Below are 15,632 nucleotides of genomic sequence, written 5' to 3' on the forward strand. Positions count from 1 at the left end.
GTGTTTGACACAACAGTTTATCTCGCTAAAATGGCCGCCTCTTCTGAAGCAGACCGCTAAGAAGAACGCTCTTTAACAATATAAACCAATCAATCTGTGTGGGCACTCGTTGATGATAATCAAAAAAGATTTATCAATGAACTGAGTGACCATTTGAGTGAGCAATCATTCAGCACAGTCAATTCACTATCGAAAGATAGTATCAGTATTCATTGAGCCGAAGCGAAAGCTTCACAAAACTTTTAATTGAAGAGTTTGATCATGGCTCAGATTGAACGCTGGCGGCAGGCCTAACACATGCAAGTCGAGCGGCAGCACAGAGGAACTTGTTCCTTGGGTGGCGAGCGGCGGACGGGTGAGTAATGCCTGGGAAATTGCCCGGTAGAGGGGGATAACCATTGGAAACGATGGCTAATACCGCATAACCTCGCAAGAGCAAAGCAGGGGACCTTCGGGCCTTGCGCTACCGGATATGCCCAGGTGGGATTAGCTAGTTGGTGAGGTAAGGGCTCACCAAGGCGACGATCCCTAGCTGGTCTGAGAGGATGATCAGCCACACTGGAACTGAGACACGGTCCAGACTCCTACGGGAGGCAGCAGTGGGGAATATTGCACAATGGGCGCAAGCCTGATGCAGCCATGCCGCGTGTATGAAGAAGGCCTTCGGGTTGTAAAGTACTTTCAGTAGGGAGGAAGGTGGTTAAGCTAATACCTTAATCATTTGACGTTACCTACAGAAGAAGCACCGGCTAACTCCGTGCCAGCAGCCGCGGTAATACGGAGGGTGCAAGCGTTAATCGGAATTACTGGGCGTAAAGCGCATGCAGGTGGTTTGTTAAGTCAGATGTGAAAGCCCTGGGCTCAACCTAGGAATCGCATTTGAAACTGACAAGCTAGAGTACTGTAGAGGGGGGTAGAATTTCAGGTGTAGCGGTGAAATGCGTAGAGATCTGAAGGAATACCGGTGGCGAAGGCGGCCCCCTGGACAGATACTGACACTCAGATGCGAAAGCGTGGGGAGCAAACAGGATTAGATACCCTGGTAGTCCACGCCGTAAACGATGTCTACTTGGAGGTTGTGCCCTAGAGGCGTGGCTTTCGGAGCTAACGCGTTAAGTAGACCGCCTGGGGAGTACGGTCGCAAGATTAAAACTCAAATGAATTGACGGGGGCCCGCACAAGCGGTGGAGCATGTGGTTTAATTCGATGCAACGCGAAGAACCTTACCTACTCTTGACATCCAGAGAATCTAGCGGAGACGCTGGAGTGCCTTCGGGAGCTCTGAGACAGGTGCTGCATGGCTGTCGTCAGCTCGTGTTGTGAAATGTTGGGTTAAGTCCCGCAACGAGCGCAACCCTTATCCTTGTTTGCCAGCACGTAATGGTGGGAACTCCAGGGAGACTGCCGGTGATAAACCGGAGGAAGGTGGGGACGACGTCAAGTCATCATGGCCCTTACGAGTAGGGCTACACACGTGCTACAATGGCGTATACAGAGGGCAGCGATACCGCGAGGTGGAGCGAATCTCACAAAGTACGTCGTAGTCCGGATTGGAGTCTGCAACTCGACTCCATGAAGTCGGAATCGCTAGTAATCGCAAATCAGAATGTTGCGGTGAATACGTTCCCGGGCCTTGTACACACCGCCCGTCACACCATGGGAGTGGGCTGCAAAAGAAGCAGGTAGTTTAACCTTCGGGAGGACGCTTGCCACTTTGTGGTTCATGACTGGGGTGAAGTCGTAACAAGGTAGCGCTAGGGGAACCTGGCGCTGGATCACCTCCTTACACGAAGATTATCGTGATGAGTGTCCACACAGATTGATTCGGTTTAGATTTGAGCATTAAGTGGGGCTATAGCTCAGCTGGGAGAGCGCTTGCATGGCATGCAAGAGGTCTGCGGTTCGAACCCGCATAGCTCCACCATCTTTAAGCGTTTTCGCTGAGAATGTTTAAAAATGGTTTTCATCAGAAAATCTTGCTCTTTAACAATTTGGAAAGCTGACAAAACAACAAATTATTGTTGTTTGTAAAGTTCTCAATGTTTATCGAAAGATAAACACCAACAACACATTCAAGTGTGCTTGGTATCGAATAAGACTTCGGTCTTGTTCAAAATTTGAGTCCGGCAAAATCTGTCTCGCACTCATGTAAATTAAACGCGAGACAACTTAGGTTGTTTAAACAACAACCCGAAACTCCTTCGGGTTGTATGGTTAAGTGACTAAGCGTACACGGTGGATGCCTGGGCAGTCAGAGGCGATGAAGGACGTACTAACTTGCGATAAGCGCAGATAAGGCAGTAAGAGCCGTTTGAGTCTGCGATTTCCGAATGGGGAAACCCAACTGCATAAGCAGTTACTGTTAACTGAATACATAGGTTAACAGAGCAAACCGGGGGAACTGAAACATCTAAGTACCCCGAGGAGAAGAAATCAACCGAGATTCCGGTAGTAGCGGCGAGCGAACCTGGATTAGCCCTTAAGCACTCGGTGAAGTAGGTGAACAAGCTGGAAAGCTTGGCGATACAGGGTGATAGCCCCGTAACCGACGCTTCATCGAGCGTGAAATCGAGTAGGGCGGGACACGTGATATCCTGTCTGAATATGGGGGGACCATCCTCCAAGGCTAAATACTCCTGACTGACCGATAGTGAACCAGTACCGTGAGGGAAAGGCGAAAAGAACCCCTGTGAGGGGAGTGAAATAGAACCTGAAACCGTGTACGTACAAGCAGTAGGAGCACCTTCGTGGTGTGACTGCGTACCTTTTGTATAATGGGTCAGCGACTTATATTCAGTGGCAAGGTTAACCGTATAGGGGAGCCGTAGCGAAAGCGAGTCTTAACTGGGCGCTCAGTCTCTGGATATAGACCCGAAACCGGGTGATCTAGCCATGGGCAGGTTGAAGGTTGAGTAACATCAACTGGAGGACCGAACCGACTAATGTTGAAAAATTAGCGGATGACTTGTGGCTAGGGGTGAAAGGCCAATCAAACTCGGAGATAGCTGGTTCTCCCCGAAAGCTATTTAGGTAGCGCCTCGGACGAATACTACTGGGGGTAGAGCACTGTTAAGGCTAGGGGGTCATCCCGACTTACCAACCCTTTGCAAACTCCGAATACCAGTAAGTACTATCCGGGAGACACACGGCGGGTGCTAACGTCCGTCGTGGAGAGGGAAACAACCCAGACCGCCAGCTAAGGTCCCAAAGTATTGCTAAGTGGGAAACGATGTGGGAAGGCTCAGACAGCTAGGATGTTGGCTTAGAAGCAGCCATCATTTAAAGAAAGCGTAATAGCTCACTAGTCGAGTCGGCCTGCGCGGAAGATGTAACGGGGCTAAGCAATACACCGAAGCTGCGGCAATATCTTTTAGATATTGGGTAGGGGAGCGTTCTGTAAGCCGTTGAAGGTGAATCGTAAGGTTTGCTGGAGGTATCAGAAGTGCGAATGCTGACATGAGTAACGACAAAGGGGGTGAAAAACCTCCTCGCCGGAAGACCAAGGGTTCCTGTCCAACGTTAATCGGGGCAGGGTGAGTCGACCCCTAAGGTGAGGCCGAAAGGCGTAATCGATGGGAAACGGGTTAATATTCCCGTACTTCTGACTATTGCGATGGGGGGACGGAGAAGGCTAGGTGGGCCAGGCGACGGTTGTCCTGGTTCAAGTGCGTAGGCTTGAGAGTTAGGTAAATCCGGCTCTCTTTAAGGCTGAGACACGACGTCGAGCTGCTACGGCAGTGAAGTCATTGATGCCATGCTTCCAGGAAAAGCCTCTAAGCTTCAGATAGTTAGGAATCGTACCCCAAACCGACACAGGTGGTCGGGTAGAGAATACCAAGGCGCTTGAGAGAACTCGGGTGAAGGAACTAGGCAAAATGGTACCGTAACTTCGGGAGAAGGTACGCTCTTGATGGTGAAGTCCCTCGCGGATGGAGCTGACGAGAGTCGCAGATACCAGGTGGCTGCAACTGTTTATTAAAAACACAGCACTGTGCAAAATCGCAAGATGACGTATACGGTGTGACGCCTGCCCGGTGCCGGAAGGTTAATTGATGGGGTTAGCGCAAGCGAAGCTCTTGATCGAAGCCCCGGTAAACGGCGGCCGTAACTATAACGGTCCTAAGGTAGCGAAATTCCTTGTCGGGTAAGTTCCGACCTGCACGAATGGCGTAATGATGGCCACGCTGTCTCCACCCGAGACTCAGTGAAATTGAAATCGCTGTGAAGATGCAGTGTACCCGCGGCTAGACGGAAAGACCCCGTGAACCTTTACTACAGCTTGGCACTGAACATTGAACCTACATGTGTAGGATAGGTGGGAGGCTATGAAGACGTGACGCCAGTTGCGTTGGAGCCGTCCTTGAAATACCACCCTTGTATGTTTGATGTTCTAACTTAGACCCATTATCTGGGTTGAGGACAGTGCCTGGTGGGTAGTTTGACTGGGGCGGTCTCCTCCCAAAGAGTAACGGAGGAGCACGAAGGTGGGCTAATCACGGTTGGACATCGTGAGGTTAGTGCAATGGCATAAGCCCGCTTAACTGCGAGAATGACGGTTCGAGCAGGTGCGAAAGCAGGTCATAGTGATCCGGTGGTTCTGTATGGAAGGGCCATCGCTCAACGGATAAAAGGTACTCCGGGGATAACAGGCTGATACCGCCCAAGAGTTCATATCGACGGCGGTGTTTGGCACCTCGATGTCGGCTCATCACATCCTGGGGCTGAAGTCGGTCCCAAGGGTATGGCTGTTCGCCATTTAAAGTGGTACGCGAGCTGGGTTTAGAACGTCGTGAGACAGTTCGGTCCCTATCTGCCGTGGGCGTTGGAAGATTGAAGGGGGCTGCTCCTAGTACGAGAGGACCGGAGTGGACGAACCTCTGGTGTTCGGGTTGTGTCGCCAGACGCATTGCCCGGTAGCTAAGTTCGGAATTGATAAGCGCTGAAAGCATCTAAGCGCGAAGCGAGCCCTGAGATGAGTCTTCCCTGATACTTTAAGTATCCTAAAGGGTTGTTCGAGACTAGAACGTTGATAGGCAGGGTGTGTAAGCGTTGTGAGGCGTTGAGCTAACCTGTACTAATTGCCCGTGAGGCTTAACCATACAACACCCAAGGGGTTTTGTAGTGGACTCAAAGCTAAGCGCATAAGAATGTGTGTGAGAACGAAAACAGCTTTCCAGAATTGTTGGTTATCACTTTTTAAGAAAAAGTGAAATCAAAAACAGAATTTGCTTGGCGACCATAGCGTTTTGGACCCACCTGATTCCATCCCGAACTCAGAAGTGAAACGAAACAGCGTCGATGGTAGTGTGGGGTCTCCCCATGTGAGAGTAGAACATCGCCAGGCTTTTAATTTGGTCTAACCAGACAGCGGAGCGGTAGTTCAGTCGGTTAGAATACCGGCCTGTCACGCCGGGGGTCGCGGGTTCGAGTCCCGTCCGCTCCGCCACTTATTCGAGCTTAAGCTCAAAAAACTACAGGGGTGTAGCTCCAATTGGCAGAGCAGCGGATTCCAAATCCGCGTGTTGGGAGTTCGAATCTCTCCACCCCTGCCATATATTGAACCTCAGCAGAAATGCTGAGGTTTTTCTTTATCTGCCATTTAATTAATCTCGTCCTAAGAGTTTTTGTAATTAAGTGACGCATGTAACTTTTCTATTTTTCTCCTTATTGTTAACGGCAATCCGCCACATTGTTTTTGCTCAATCTATTATTTCGTTGAAGTTTTGCGCTTTATCCCGAGGAGTGTTTAGAATACCCTCTTAGTTGGTAGATAAAGGAATCGGCATGTCATTCGCGATATTGGGTTTTATTGCTTTAGGCGGCGCGGTTGGTGCTTGCGCTCGTTTCTTAGTGTCCGAAATATGCATCACTTTATTTGGGCGTGGTTTCCCGATTGGGACACTGACCGTTAATGTGGTGGGGTCATTTATTATGGGGGTTTTGATCGCTTGTGTTGAAAATGAGTGGTTAAGCCCTTACCCATGGAAACAAGTGATTGGCCTTGGTTTTCTCGGAGCATTAACGACTTTCTCGACGTTTTCTATGGATAACGTCCTTTTAATGCAGCAGGGCGCTTTTTTTAAAATGGGGGCGAATGTACTGTTGAATGTTATTTTAAGTATTTCTGCTGCTTGGATTGGTTTTCACTGGTTAATAAAAAGTTGATCAATGAAACAGCCATTTTACTTGGTTAACGAATAAGCTTTATCTATAATGCTTCCACTTGTCGGAGTGCCATTGGGCTGAGACCGTTTATTCGGGATCCGTTGAACCTGATCAGGTTAATACCTGCGAAGGGAACAAGAGAAGACTCTCTTAGGTGAGCTATTATTATTAATAGCGTACCTACCTGTCGACTCATCTCTCATAGCATCTTTCCGTCAAGCATTTCTCCCTCTTATTAAAAAGGAAATGCTATGTCGAACCGTAAACAAGCAAGACTGGAAGCGAAGCGCTTTATTGATACCCTTTCTGTTGAACCCTATCCGAACTCTCAAAAATCTTACCTATTAGGCTCTCGCCCTGATATTCGGGTACCTGTCAGAGAAATTACTCTCAGCGATACTTTGGTCGGTGGCAGTAAAGATGCACCCATCTTTGAGCCCAATGAGCCTATCTGTGTGTATGACACATCTGGTGTCTATACAGACCCTTCACATGATATTGATCTCTACAAGGGGCTTCCTAAGCTCAGAGAGGAGTGGATTGAAGAGCGTCGAGATACGCACATTCTGCCTAGTATGAGCTCTCATTTCGCCCGTGAACGCTTAGCGGATGAAACTCTAGATGAACTGCGTTATGGCCATTTACCGCGAATTCGCCGAGCGATAGGCAAGCATCGAGTCACTCAGTTACATTACGCACGGCAGGGAATCATTACGCCGGAAATGGAGTTTGTGGCGATCCGTGAAAACTCTCGTCGTCTTGCTCATCAAGATCCAAGTCTACTTCAGCAGCATGCTGGGCAGAATTTTGGCGCTCATTTACCCGATCTGATTACTCCTGAGTTTGTGCGTCGTGAGATTGCGGAAGGGCGCGCCATCATCCCATGCAATATTAATCATCCTGAATCTGAACCCATGATTATTGGCCGTAATTTCTTGGTTAAGGTGAATGCCAATATCGGTAACTCTTCTGTTAGCTCTTCTATTGAAGAAGAAGTCGAGAAGTTAGTTTGGGCGACCCGCTGGGGCGCAGATACTGTGATGGATCTGTCGACAGGGCGAAATATCCATGAAACCCGCGAGTGGATCTTACGTAATAGCCCCGTGCCAATTGGTACTGTACCTATGTATCAGGCGCTGGAAAAAGTGAATGGTGTAGCAGAAAACCTCACATGGGAAGTGATGCGCGATACCTTACTAGAGCAAGCTGAGCAAGGTGTGGACTATTTTACAATTCATGCGGGCTTGCTATTGCGTTATGTGCCGATGACAGCGAAGCGCGTAACGGGCATCGTTTCTCGTGGCGGCTCGATTATTGCGAAATGGTGTCTTTCTCACCATCAGGAGAATTTCCTTTATACCCATTTTCGTGAAATCTGTGAGATTTGTGCGCAATATGATGTGGCTCTGTCTCTAGGGGATGGACTTCGTCCTGGCTCGATTGCTGATGCTAACGATGAAGCGCAATTTGCTGAGTTACGTACCCTTGGTGAGCTAACCAAAATAGCTTGGGAATATGATGTTCAGGTCATGATTGAAGGGCCGGGGCATGTACCTATGCACTTAATTAAAGCCAATATGGATGAGCAGCTTAAGCATTGTCATGAGGCGCCATTCTACACCCTTGGTCCATTAACGACCGATATTGCTCCGGGTTATGATCACATTACCTCCGGTATCGGTGCGGCCATGATTGGTTGGTTTGGCTGCGCCATGCTCTGCTATGTCACACCTAAAGAACATTTGGGGCTGCCAAACAAAGAAGATGTCAAAACAGGATTGATTACTTATAAGTTAGCGGCTCATGCTGCTGATTTGGCGAAAGGGCATCCGGGAGCACAAATTCGTGATAATGCATTATCAAAAGCACGTTTTGAGTTTCGTTGGGAAGACCAGTTCAATCTTGCGCTTGATCCTGTCACAGCACGCGCTTTCCATGATGAGACGCTACCGCAGGAATCGGGAAAAGTCGCGCACTTTTGCTCTATGTGTGGCCCTAAATTCTGCTCGATGAAGATCTCGCAAGAGGTCAGGGATTACGCAAATAACCAGACATTAGACACCACGGTCATTGACTTGGTTATGCCTGCAGAATCTATACAGCTGGCGATGCAAGATAAGTCTCGTGAGTTTTTAGCCTCAGGTGCTGAACTCTATCATCCTTTGGTGAAAGAGCCGATCGAGGAGTAAGTCATGGTACGTTTGGTTTTTCCACGTCACCTATCAGCCTTAATCGGTCACGTGCAATACGCACTGTTGCAAGCCAAGGAACAAGGGTTCGCTATTCAGCATATCCGTTTGGATGTGGGCTCTGAGGCTCAGTTTATTTTAGAGAAGAGTGAAGAGTCTTTGCGAATTGGCAGTAGTTTGTGCTCTCAAGAGGAGGGTTTTGAGCCTTGCGACTACTACCTAGACTATGTGTCTGAAAACCGAGTGTTAGCCGAGGCAATGGTGTGTAACGCTCGCTGCACTGTGACTGTAGGTCTTCATTATGAATATGGTTTTACGCTGGATAAGTGGCAGTATGGGCATGCTGCAGAGCAACTTATTATTTATCCATCAGAGAACTATCGATTAAATAGTAAGTTAAATCAGCATCTTGCTTGGGTTTTAGCTACGTTGACCTTAGATTTTCCGATTGAAGATGGTTTGTGCATTGCAAGAGCGGCAATCACTCAAGGGGATAGCGTTTCACGTGAAACATGGCCAACGCAATTCGAGCGTTTCCCAGCGATGCAATCGAATATTCGCGCTCTATCTAACCAAGTATTTCCGACCACTAGAGCATTTCCAACGATAGATAAAGCAAAATTTAATCTCTATCCCGTAGTGGATGATGTGAATTGGATTGAGCATCTTCTGAAGCTCGGTGTTAGAACGGTTCAGCTGCGAATTAAAGATCCTAAGCAGGGTGATTTGGAAGCGCAGATTATCCGAGCCATCGCGTTAGGTCGTGAATTCAATGCACAGGTTTTCATAAATGATTATTGGCAATTAGCCATTAAGCATCAGGCTTATGGTGTGCACCTTGGTCAAGAGGATTTGACGAGTGCGAATTTAACCGAGCTATTAGATGCAGGTATTCGATTGGGGCTTTCGACGCATGGTTATTATGAGTTACTGATAGCCGCAGGAATACAGCCTAGCTACATCGCCCTTGGGCACATTTTTCCCACGACCACTAAACAGATGCCATCAAAACCACAAGGGCTAGTGCGATTGGCCGCCTATCAGCGGTTGGTTAATCAAATGCCTTACCAAGGACAACATGGCATTCCAACGGTGGCGATTGGTGGTATTGACCGTAGCAACATTCGCGATGTTCTCGATTGTGGCGTCACGGCGGTTGCAGTGGTGCGGGCTATCACCGAGTCACCGGATCCTAGCCTTGCAGTACAAGCATTGAGTTCTGTTTTTGCAGATTTTGTAGATGCGGAGTACAAGTTGATGCCAGCCAGCGAGTCATGCGAGCCACTCAGTTGCTTGGCTAGGGAGGTAGCGGATGCTCACAGATAAACAGTTTCTCCGCTATCAAAGACAGATCAGCCTTGCTGAGCTTGGAGAGGAAGGGCAGCAAAAACTGCTTAATTCACGTGTGTTGATAGTTGGCTGCGGGGGGCTCGGTAATGTGGTTGCCCCTTATTTGGTTGGTGCAGGTGTTGGACAAGTCATTATCGCGGATGGTGATAGGCTGGAGTTACACAACTTACACCGTCAGATTTGCTATCACGAGACACAAGTTGGTCACAATAAAGCCGAGCTTCTTGCTCGGCACTTACGTGAACTCAATTCAGAAGTACGAGTGCGGGTGATTGCTCGGGAAGTAGATGAGCTGATCCTGAACTTAGAAATCAACCAAGTGGATTTGGTGCTGGATTGTAGTGATAACCTTCCAACCCGGCACGCAATTAATCGAGCCTGTTATGCAGCGCAGCGGCCACTCGTCAGCGGTGCCGTCATTGGGTGGGAAGGGCATCTCATGGCGTTTGACTATCGTCAATCTGCACCTTGTTATCAGTGTGTCGTACCTGATATGGCAGAGCGCCAAGGCTGCAGTGACCGAGGCGTTGTTGGCCCTGTTGTCGGTATGATTGCTAACGGACAAGCCTTAATCGCACTGCATGCTCTGGTGGGGAGCGCCCATTTTCCTGCTAACCAATTACTGCGCTTTGACGGTAAGTCTATGAACTGGCAGAGCCTACAGCTTCATCAAGATAAGGTTTGTCCAGTTTGCAGCGTATCGTCACCTGTACAACAGAAGGAGCCGCAACCGTGCTAATGACTATCTACTTGAATCAGCAAGCCATCCAGACCGATATCTCTAGCTCATTATTCCATTTACATGCGCAGCTCAGTCTGCCTAGCCAAGGTTGCGTCTTCAGTCTCAATGGGCAGGTTGTCCCAAGAAGTGAATGGCAACACACCAAGCTTAATTCAGGGGATGAGATTTCCCTTTTCCAAGCGATAGCAGGAGGCTAAATCAGATGCTCAAGATTGCAGATAAAACGTTTCAATCCAGACTGTTTACCGGGACTGGAAAATTCTCTAATCGCCATGTCATGGCTGAAGCATTGGCCACCTCAGGTTCCGAGTTGGTGACCATGGCGTTAAAGCGGATTGATTTGGCTCAGCGCGACGATGACATTCTTGCGCCGCTACTCAGTATGCAGATGAATCTCTTACCTAACACATCTGGAGCCAAAAATGCTGCTGATGCGGTGTATGCCGCCGAGCTAGCCCGAGAAGCCTTAGCCACGAACTGGCTTAAATTGGAGATTCATCCTGATCCCAAATATCTAATGCCCGATCCCATCGAAACCCTGCTTGCGGCTGAGCAATTGGTGAAGCTAGGTTTTATTGTGTTGCCGTATTGCCATGCTGACCCTGTCTTGTGCAAAAGATTGGAAGAGGTTGGCTGCGCTGCGGTTATGCCGCTCGGTTCACCGATTGGCAGCAATCAAGGCTTAGCGTCGAAAACCTTTCTTGAAATCATCATTGACCAAGCCAAGGTGCCGGTCATTGTGGATGCGGGGATTGGGTCGCCATCCGATGCTGCGCAAGCGATGGAGCTTGGCGCCGATGCTGTGTTAGTGAATACCGCTATTGCCGCGGCGCATGACCCCATCGCTATGGCAAAAGCCTTTAAGTTAGCGGTCGAAGCGGGGCGAATGGCTTATGAGTCGGGCTTGCCATCACGAGTAAAAATGGCGACGGCATCAAGTCCATTAACTGGATTTTTGGATTTTGTATCATGAGCTTCATTACCCACTTCCAACAATTAGGCTGGGATGACAGTCGGCTATCGATATATGGTAAGACAGCGCGGGATGTTGAACGCGCTTTATCTTCACCTAAACGGACGTTAGACGATTTCAAAGCGCTGATTTCACCTGCCGCAGAGCCTTATCTGGAAACAATGGCGCAAATGGCTTATCAGGCCACTCGTCAACGTTTTGGCAATACCATGTCGATGTACATTCCGCTCTACCTCTCTAATCTCTGTTCGAATTCCTGTACCTATTGCGGTTTTTCAATGGATAACCGAATCAAGCGTAAAACACTGAATGAAGTGGAGATTGAACGAGAGATCGCGGCGATTAAACGAATGGGTTTTGATAGCGTTTTGCTGGTGACTGGGGAGCACGAAACCAAGGTGGGTATCGAATACTTCCGTCGGGCACTGCCTATCATCAAGCAAGCTTTTCATTATGTTGCGATGGAAGTTCAGCCGTTGCAGCAAGAAGAGTATGCCGAGTTAATTGGGCTAGGCTTGGATGCGGTGATGGTTTACCAAGAAACGTACCATCCGTCGACTTATGCGCAGCATCATTTGCGAGGCAATAAAACCGATTTTCAGTATCGACTAGAAACACCCGATAGGTTGGCTAGAGCGGGCATCGATAAAATTGGTATTGGCGCGCTGATTGGGCTTGAGGACTGGCGAACTGACAGCTTTTTTGTTGCGGCGCATCTGGATTATCTTGAGCGACAATATTGGAAGACGCGCTACTCAATTTCTTTTCCGCGTTTACGCCCGTGTGAGGGCGCTTTACAGCCTAAATCAGTGATGACGGATCGACAGCTTGTGCAGTTGATTTGTGCATTTCGTCTGTTCAATAGCGAGGTTGAGCTTTCTTTGTCTACCCGTGAGTCACCGATGTTTCGTGATCAAGTGGCTAAGCTCGGGATTACCTCAATGTCGGCAGCGTCTAAAACTCAGCCGGGAGGGTATTCAGACCCTAAGGTTGAGTTAGAGCAGTTTGCGGTAAGTGATGAACGTTCTGCCGCAGAGGTGAGTAGCGCGTTAATGGAGCAAGGTTTACAAGTGGTATGGCATGACTGGCATCGAGCCTATTCAGGCTAATGTTTCACTCAAATTAATGTTTCACGTGAAACCCAAAGCTTGTATTTTACAAAAGCGGCATTTGAGATTCGGATAGAGCCTTTTCTGGGTTGAAACTTGGAGTAGAACTGCGATTTCTCGAGGCTAAATCCCATCCACGATAGCGACAAAACAAATAGCAGCAACAAAAAGAAAACCGCCATACGACGGTTTTCTTTTCTATTCTATGCGGATAACCAGCCAGTTTATACGTGACTCAAGGGTGAGGTGGCTTGTTGCAACCACTCACGAACGTGAGCCTCTTTGATAAGCGGACTCACTTCATCCCACACTTTTTGATGATACTGATTGAGCCAATGGAGTTCCGGCTTAGTCAGCAAATTCACCTCAATCGCACGTTTATCGATAGGGCAACGAGTCAATGATTCAAAGCCAAGTACAGAGAAATCGCCCTGAGTTGCAAACTCGGTGACCAGTTCTAAGTTCTCGATTCGAATACCAAACGCATCGGCACGGTAATAACCCGGCTCATTGGAAAGCACCATTCCGGGGCGCAAAGCCACACTATTGTGAACCTTCGCGATACGCTGTGGCCCTTCATGTACACTCAAGAAATGGCCGACACCATGGCCAGTACCATGATCGTAGTCGTAACCTTGTGCCCATAAGTGCTGTCTGGCCAAAACATCAAGTTGTGAACCTGTTGTGCCTTTCGGGAAGCGAGCGCGAGCCAAGGCAATGTGACCTTTGAGTACTAAGGTGAATTGTTGCTTCATCTCTGCGCTGACCTGACCAATCGCCAACGTGCGAGTAATGTCTGTGGTTCCATCAAGGTACTGGCCACCAGAATCGACTAAATACAGGCTATCCATAGAAAGCTGACCCGGCTCAGGCTGATTTTGGTGGTTGTAGTGGCACATAGCGGCGTTTGTACCAGCTGCTGAAATCGTATCAAAACTCAAGTCAACCAAGGTTGGGTCTTGGCGACGGAAGGCTTCCAGTCGATCCGCCAGCTCGGCCTCATTATGCAGGCGACCATTAGCCACTTCATTGTCCAGCCAAGCGAGAAATTGCACCATAGCCGCACCATCGCGAATATGACAGGCACGCATGCCTGCAATTTCCGTGTTATTTTTTGCCGCTTTCGGCAGGAGGCATGGATCCGCTTCGTTGAGCAGTTCAGCGCCCGCATTTTGTAAGGTGAGTGTGAACCATGCATTGCTGGTCGCAGAATCGAGCATGACGCGGCGACCAGAGAGTTGATGCAGTTGAGCTTCAAGCTGATCCGGATGATGCACGCGAACCGTACCTGCTACATGGGCATCAAAATCGGTTGCCAAGCGCGCCGGATCGAAAAAGAAATCCACACTGCTATCGTTATGGACAATGGCGTGAGAAAGCAACACGGGTAAGCGAGATACATCTAAACCGCGGATATTGAGTAGCCATGCGATAGAATCTAGCTCGGTCAACACGACACAATCGGCGTTTTTGTCGCGCAGAGTGCTGGCGATCGATTGACGCTTTTCAAGGCTGCTTTGTCCAACACGATCAAGAGGCATTAAGCGCATTTCAGAGGCTGCGGGAACTGGACGATCCTGCCAAAGCACATCAATCGGGTTACTGCTGACTGCACACAAGTTAATTTTTCCTGCGAGCTGTTTTTGTGCCTGTGTTAGCCAGCTACCACGGTGCATGCGAGGATCGTACCCCACTTTCGCTCCTGCGGGCAGTTGAGTGACGAGCCAGTTTAAATAAGGTTGTTCGATCAAGTGGCAATATTCGAATAGCTCACTAGACACTTGTTTGCGGACTTGAACGGTATAGCGGCCATCAACAAAAATCGCTGCGCCGGAGACGGTAACGATGGCGGCTCCCGCGGAACCTGTAAACCCAGTTAACCAGTGTAAGCGCTCATTATGCTCAGGAACGTATTCCCCAAGATATTCATCTTCATGAGGAACAATGAAGGCATCAAGTTGCTGGGTGTGTAGCCAGTGGCGAAAATCCGCGAGGCGTTGAGAGTGTAGGTTTGACATCTGAAGTGATCCTTTTTCTAAACAGTCCTTGTTATCTCTTGTGTATGGATTATACGAACCACATACAGCAAGTGGACGAGAGCGAATAAGCTACTCTTTTTGTGTACGCTGCGCAAATATCCGACTATCAACTCAGCGTAAATGAAGCGTATTGGTTTGTATCAGTTCTCGTAACCAGCGCAGCGCAGGGTCATTCTCTCGTTCACGATGCCAAAACAGTGTGTATGCCATAGGTGGAAACTCCATCGGTAATGGTAATTCAACCAGATCCATCTGCTTGGCGACCCAGTGAGTAAAGTGGCTCGGTGCGGTGAAAATAAAGTCCGTATAGGTGCACAAACTGGCTGCACTATTGAAGTCTGGTACGGTAATCGCGATGTCGCGCTCATAGCCGAGATCGGCTAATCGATAATCCAGCAGCCAGCGATCATTTCCATCACAGCGCACTTGTACATGACGGAGGTTAAGATAGCTGGATAAATTCCAATCATACTGAAGTACCGGGTGGCCGCGGCGCACCACGCAGCGCTGATTATCGCGGTAGATCTCTTGTTCACAAATGTCAGCAGGAGGCAATAAGGTTAACTTCGCATCATTGATATCAATGTCTTTACCAGTCAGACCGAAATCCAGTTCGCCAACTTGCAATTTACGGAAGGTTTGTTCAGTCCATGCATGGGTGCTGATGCTCAGATGAGGGCCGTGGCGAAAAATCGTCGGTAAAAAGTAGGGCATGATCAATGGATAAACACTTTCGACCGCCGCGATCTGAAAGCGATATTCGCTGGATTGGGGGGAGAAATGTGCGGGCTGAGTGAGTAGCTCAAGTTGGTTCACCAACACATCCAGTTTGGGTTTTAAGAAGAGCGCCTTCGGGGTCGCATTCAGTCCATAAGACGTGCGAACAAACAACGGGTCGTCGAACTGCTCGCGTAGCTTGGCTAAGGATTTACTCACGGCCGATTGGCTCAGACATAAACGTGCAGCCGCGCGAGTGACACTTAACTCTTCAATCAAGACTTTTAGACAGACCAGTAGATTGAGATCGATACGGGCCAATTTTTCAATTTGCATGAGTTTTTCCAA

General features: G+C 48.7%; 9 protein-coding genes, 3 tRNA genes, 3 rRNA genes and 1 riboswitch. Of the genes, 13 read left to right on the forward strand and 2 right to left on the reverse strand.

Annotated elements, in window-relative coordinates; translation table 11 throughout:
- The first annotated feature begins 243 nt into the window (after positions 1–243).
- From F0316_RS00010 to thiH, 13 genes are all read left to right on the forward strand, one after another.
- Positions 244–1,786, forward strand: a 16S ribosomal RNA gene (locus F0316_RS00010).
- A 62-nt stretch (positions 1,787–1,848) separates the two neighbouring features.
- Positions 1,849–1,924: transfer RNA gene (locus tag F0316_RS00015), tRNA-Ala, on the forward strand.
- Positions 1,925–2,212: 288 nt separating this feature from the next.
- Positions 2,213–5,099 (forward strand): 23S ribosomal RNA (locus F0316_RS00020).
- A gap of 129 nt (positions 5,100–5,228) precedes the next feature.
- Positions 5,229–5,344 (forward strand): 5S ribosomal RNA (rrf, locus tag F0316_RS00025).
- Together the 16S, 23S and 5S rRNA genes with 3 tRNA genes alongside form the textbook arrangement of a ribosomal RNA operon.
- Before the next feature lie 25 nt (positions 5,345–5,369).
- Positions 5,370–5,446: transfer RNA gene (locus F0316_RS00030), tRNA-Asp, on the forward strand.
- A 29-nt stretch (positions 5,447–5,475) separates the two neighbouring features.
- Positions 5,476–5,552: transfer RNA gene (locus F0316_RS00035), tRNA-Trp, on the forward strand.
- Between the two features lie 232 nt (positions 5,553–5,784).
- On the forward strand, positions 5,785–6,165 hold the full coding sequence (gene crcB, locus F0316_RS00040; RefSeq protein ID WP_000006443.1) for a fluoride efflux transporter CrcB: 381 nt from the start codon (positions 5,785–5,787) through the stop codon (positions 6,163–6,165).
- A 52-nt stretch (positions 6,166–6,217) separates the two neighbouring features.
- A riboswitch (TPP riboswitch) is annotated at positions 6,218–6,316 on the forward strand.
- Between the two features lie 100 nt (positions 6,317–6,416).
- Complete coding sequence (gene thiC, locus F0316_RS00045) at positions 6,417–8,354, forward strand: phosphomethylpyrimidine synthase ThiC (protein ID WP_000071103.1); 1,938 nt, start codon at positions 6,417–6,419, stop codon at positions 8,352–8,354.
- A 3-nt stretch (positions 8,355–8,357) separates the two neighbouring features.
- Positions 8,358–9,680 carry a thiamine phosphate synthase gene (locus tag F0316_RS00050; RefSeq protein WP_123163070.1) on the forward strand — a complete coding sequence of 441 codons (1,323 nt, stop codon included), beginning with the start codon at positions 8,358–8,360 and terminating at the stop codon, positions 9,678–9,680.
- Positions 9,667–10,443 (forward strand): thiazole biosynthesis adenylyltransferase ThiF, encoded by a 777-nt coding sequence (thiF, locus tag F0316_RS00055; protein ID WP_095471451.1) that lies wholly within the window; start codon positions 9,667–9,669, stop codon positions 10,441–10,443. Before F0316_RS00050 ends, thiF begins: the two co-directional genes overlap by 14 nt.
- Entirely contained in the window at positions 10,443–10,643 is a 201-nt protein-coding gene (gene thiS, locus F0316_RS00060) for a sulfur carrier protein ThiS (protein ID WP_000158355.1), read from the forward strand. Before thiF ends, thiS begins: the two co-directional genes overlap by 1 nt.
- Before the next feature lie 5 nt (positions 10,644–10,648).
- Positions 10,649–11,419: a thiazole synthase gene (locus F0316_RS00065; RefSeq protein WP_000912211.1), complete on the forward strand. Its 771-nt coding sequence runs from the start codon at positions 10,649–10,651 to the stop codon at positions 11,417–11,419.
- Complete coding sequence (gene thiH, locus F0316_RS00070; protein ID WP_149560132.1) at positions 11,416–12,528, forward strand: 2-iminoacetate synthase ThiH; 1,113 nt, start codon at positions 11,416–11,418, stop codon at positions 12,526–12,528. Before F0316_RS00065 ends, thiH begins: the two co-directional genes overlap by 4 nt.
- Positions 12,529–12,752: 224 nt before the next feature.
- Here thiH and F0316_RS00075 read toward each other — a convergent pair whose 3' ends face one another.
- Positions 12,753–14,546, reverse strand: a complete 1,794-nt coding sequence (locus F0316_RS00075; RefSeq protein ID WP_149560133.1) for an aminopeptidase P family protein — start codon at positions 14,544–14,546, stop codon at positions 12,753–12,755.
- A gap of 132 nt (positions 14,547–14,678) precedes the next feature.
- Positions 14,679–15,620 carry a LysR substrate-binding domain-containing protein gene (locus tag F0316_RS00080; protein ID WP_001165357.1) on the reverse strand — a complete coding sequence of 314 codons (942 nt, stop codon included), beginning with the start codon at positions 15,618–15,620 and terminating at the stop codon, positions 14,679–14,681.
- Positions 15,621–15,632 lie beyond the last annotated feature (12 nt).

This window comes from Vibrio cholerae, assembly GCF_008369605.1.
GTDB lineage: Bacteria > Pseudomonadota > Gammaproteobacteria > Enterobacterales > Vibrionaceae > Vibrio > Vibrio cholerae.

Bases quoted from the DNA above. Each gene is read 5' to 3' on its own strand.
- crcB (WP_000006443.1), top strand. From the start codon at position 5,785: ATGTCATTCGCGATATTGGGTTTTATTGCTTTAGGCGGCGCGGTTGGT.
- thiC (WP_000071103.1), top strand. From the start codon at position 6,417: ATGTCGAACCGTAAACAAGCAAGACTGGAAGCGAAGCGCTTTATTGAT.
- F0316_RS00050 (WP_123163070.1), top strand. From the start codon at position 8,358: ATGGTACGTTTGGTTTTTCCACGTCACCTATCAGCCTTAATCGGTCAC.
- thiF (WP_095471451.1), top strand. From the start codon at position 9,667: ATGCTCACAGATAAACAGTTTCTCCGCTATCAAAGACAGATCAGCCTT.
- thiS (WP_000158355.1), top strand. From the start codon at position 10,443: ATGACTATCTACTTGAATCAGCAAGCCATCCAGACCGATATCTCTAGC.
- F0316_RS00065 (WP_000912211.1), top strand. From the start codon at position 10,649: ATGCTCAAGATTGCAGATAAAACGTTTCAATCCAGACTGTTTACCGGG.
- thiH (WP_149560132.1), top strand. From the start codon at position 11,416: ATGAGCTTCATTACCCACTTCCAACAATTAGGCTGGGATGACAGTCGG.
- F0316_RS00075 (WP_149560133.1), bottom strand. From the start codon at position 14,546: ATGTCAAACCTACACTCTCAACGCCTCGCGGATTTTCGCCACTGGCTA.
- F0316_RS00080 (WP_001165357.1), bottom strand. From the start codon at position 15,620: ATGCAAATTGAAAAATTGGCCCGTATCGATCTCAATCTACTGGTCTGT.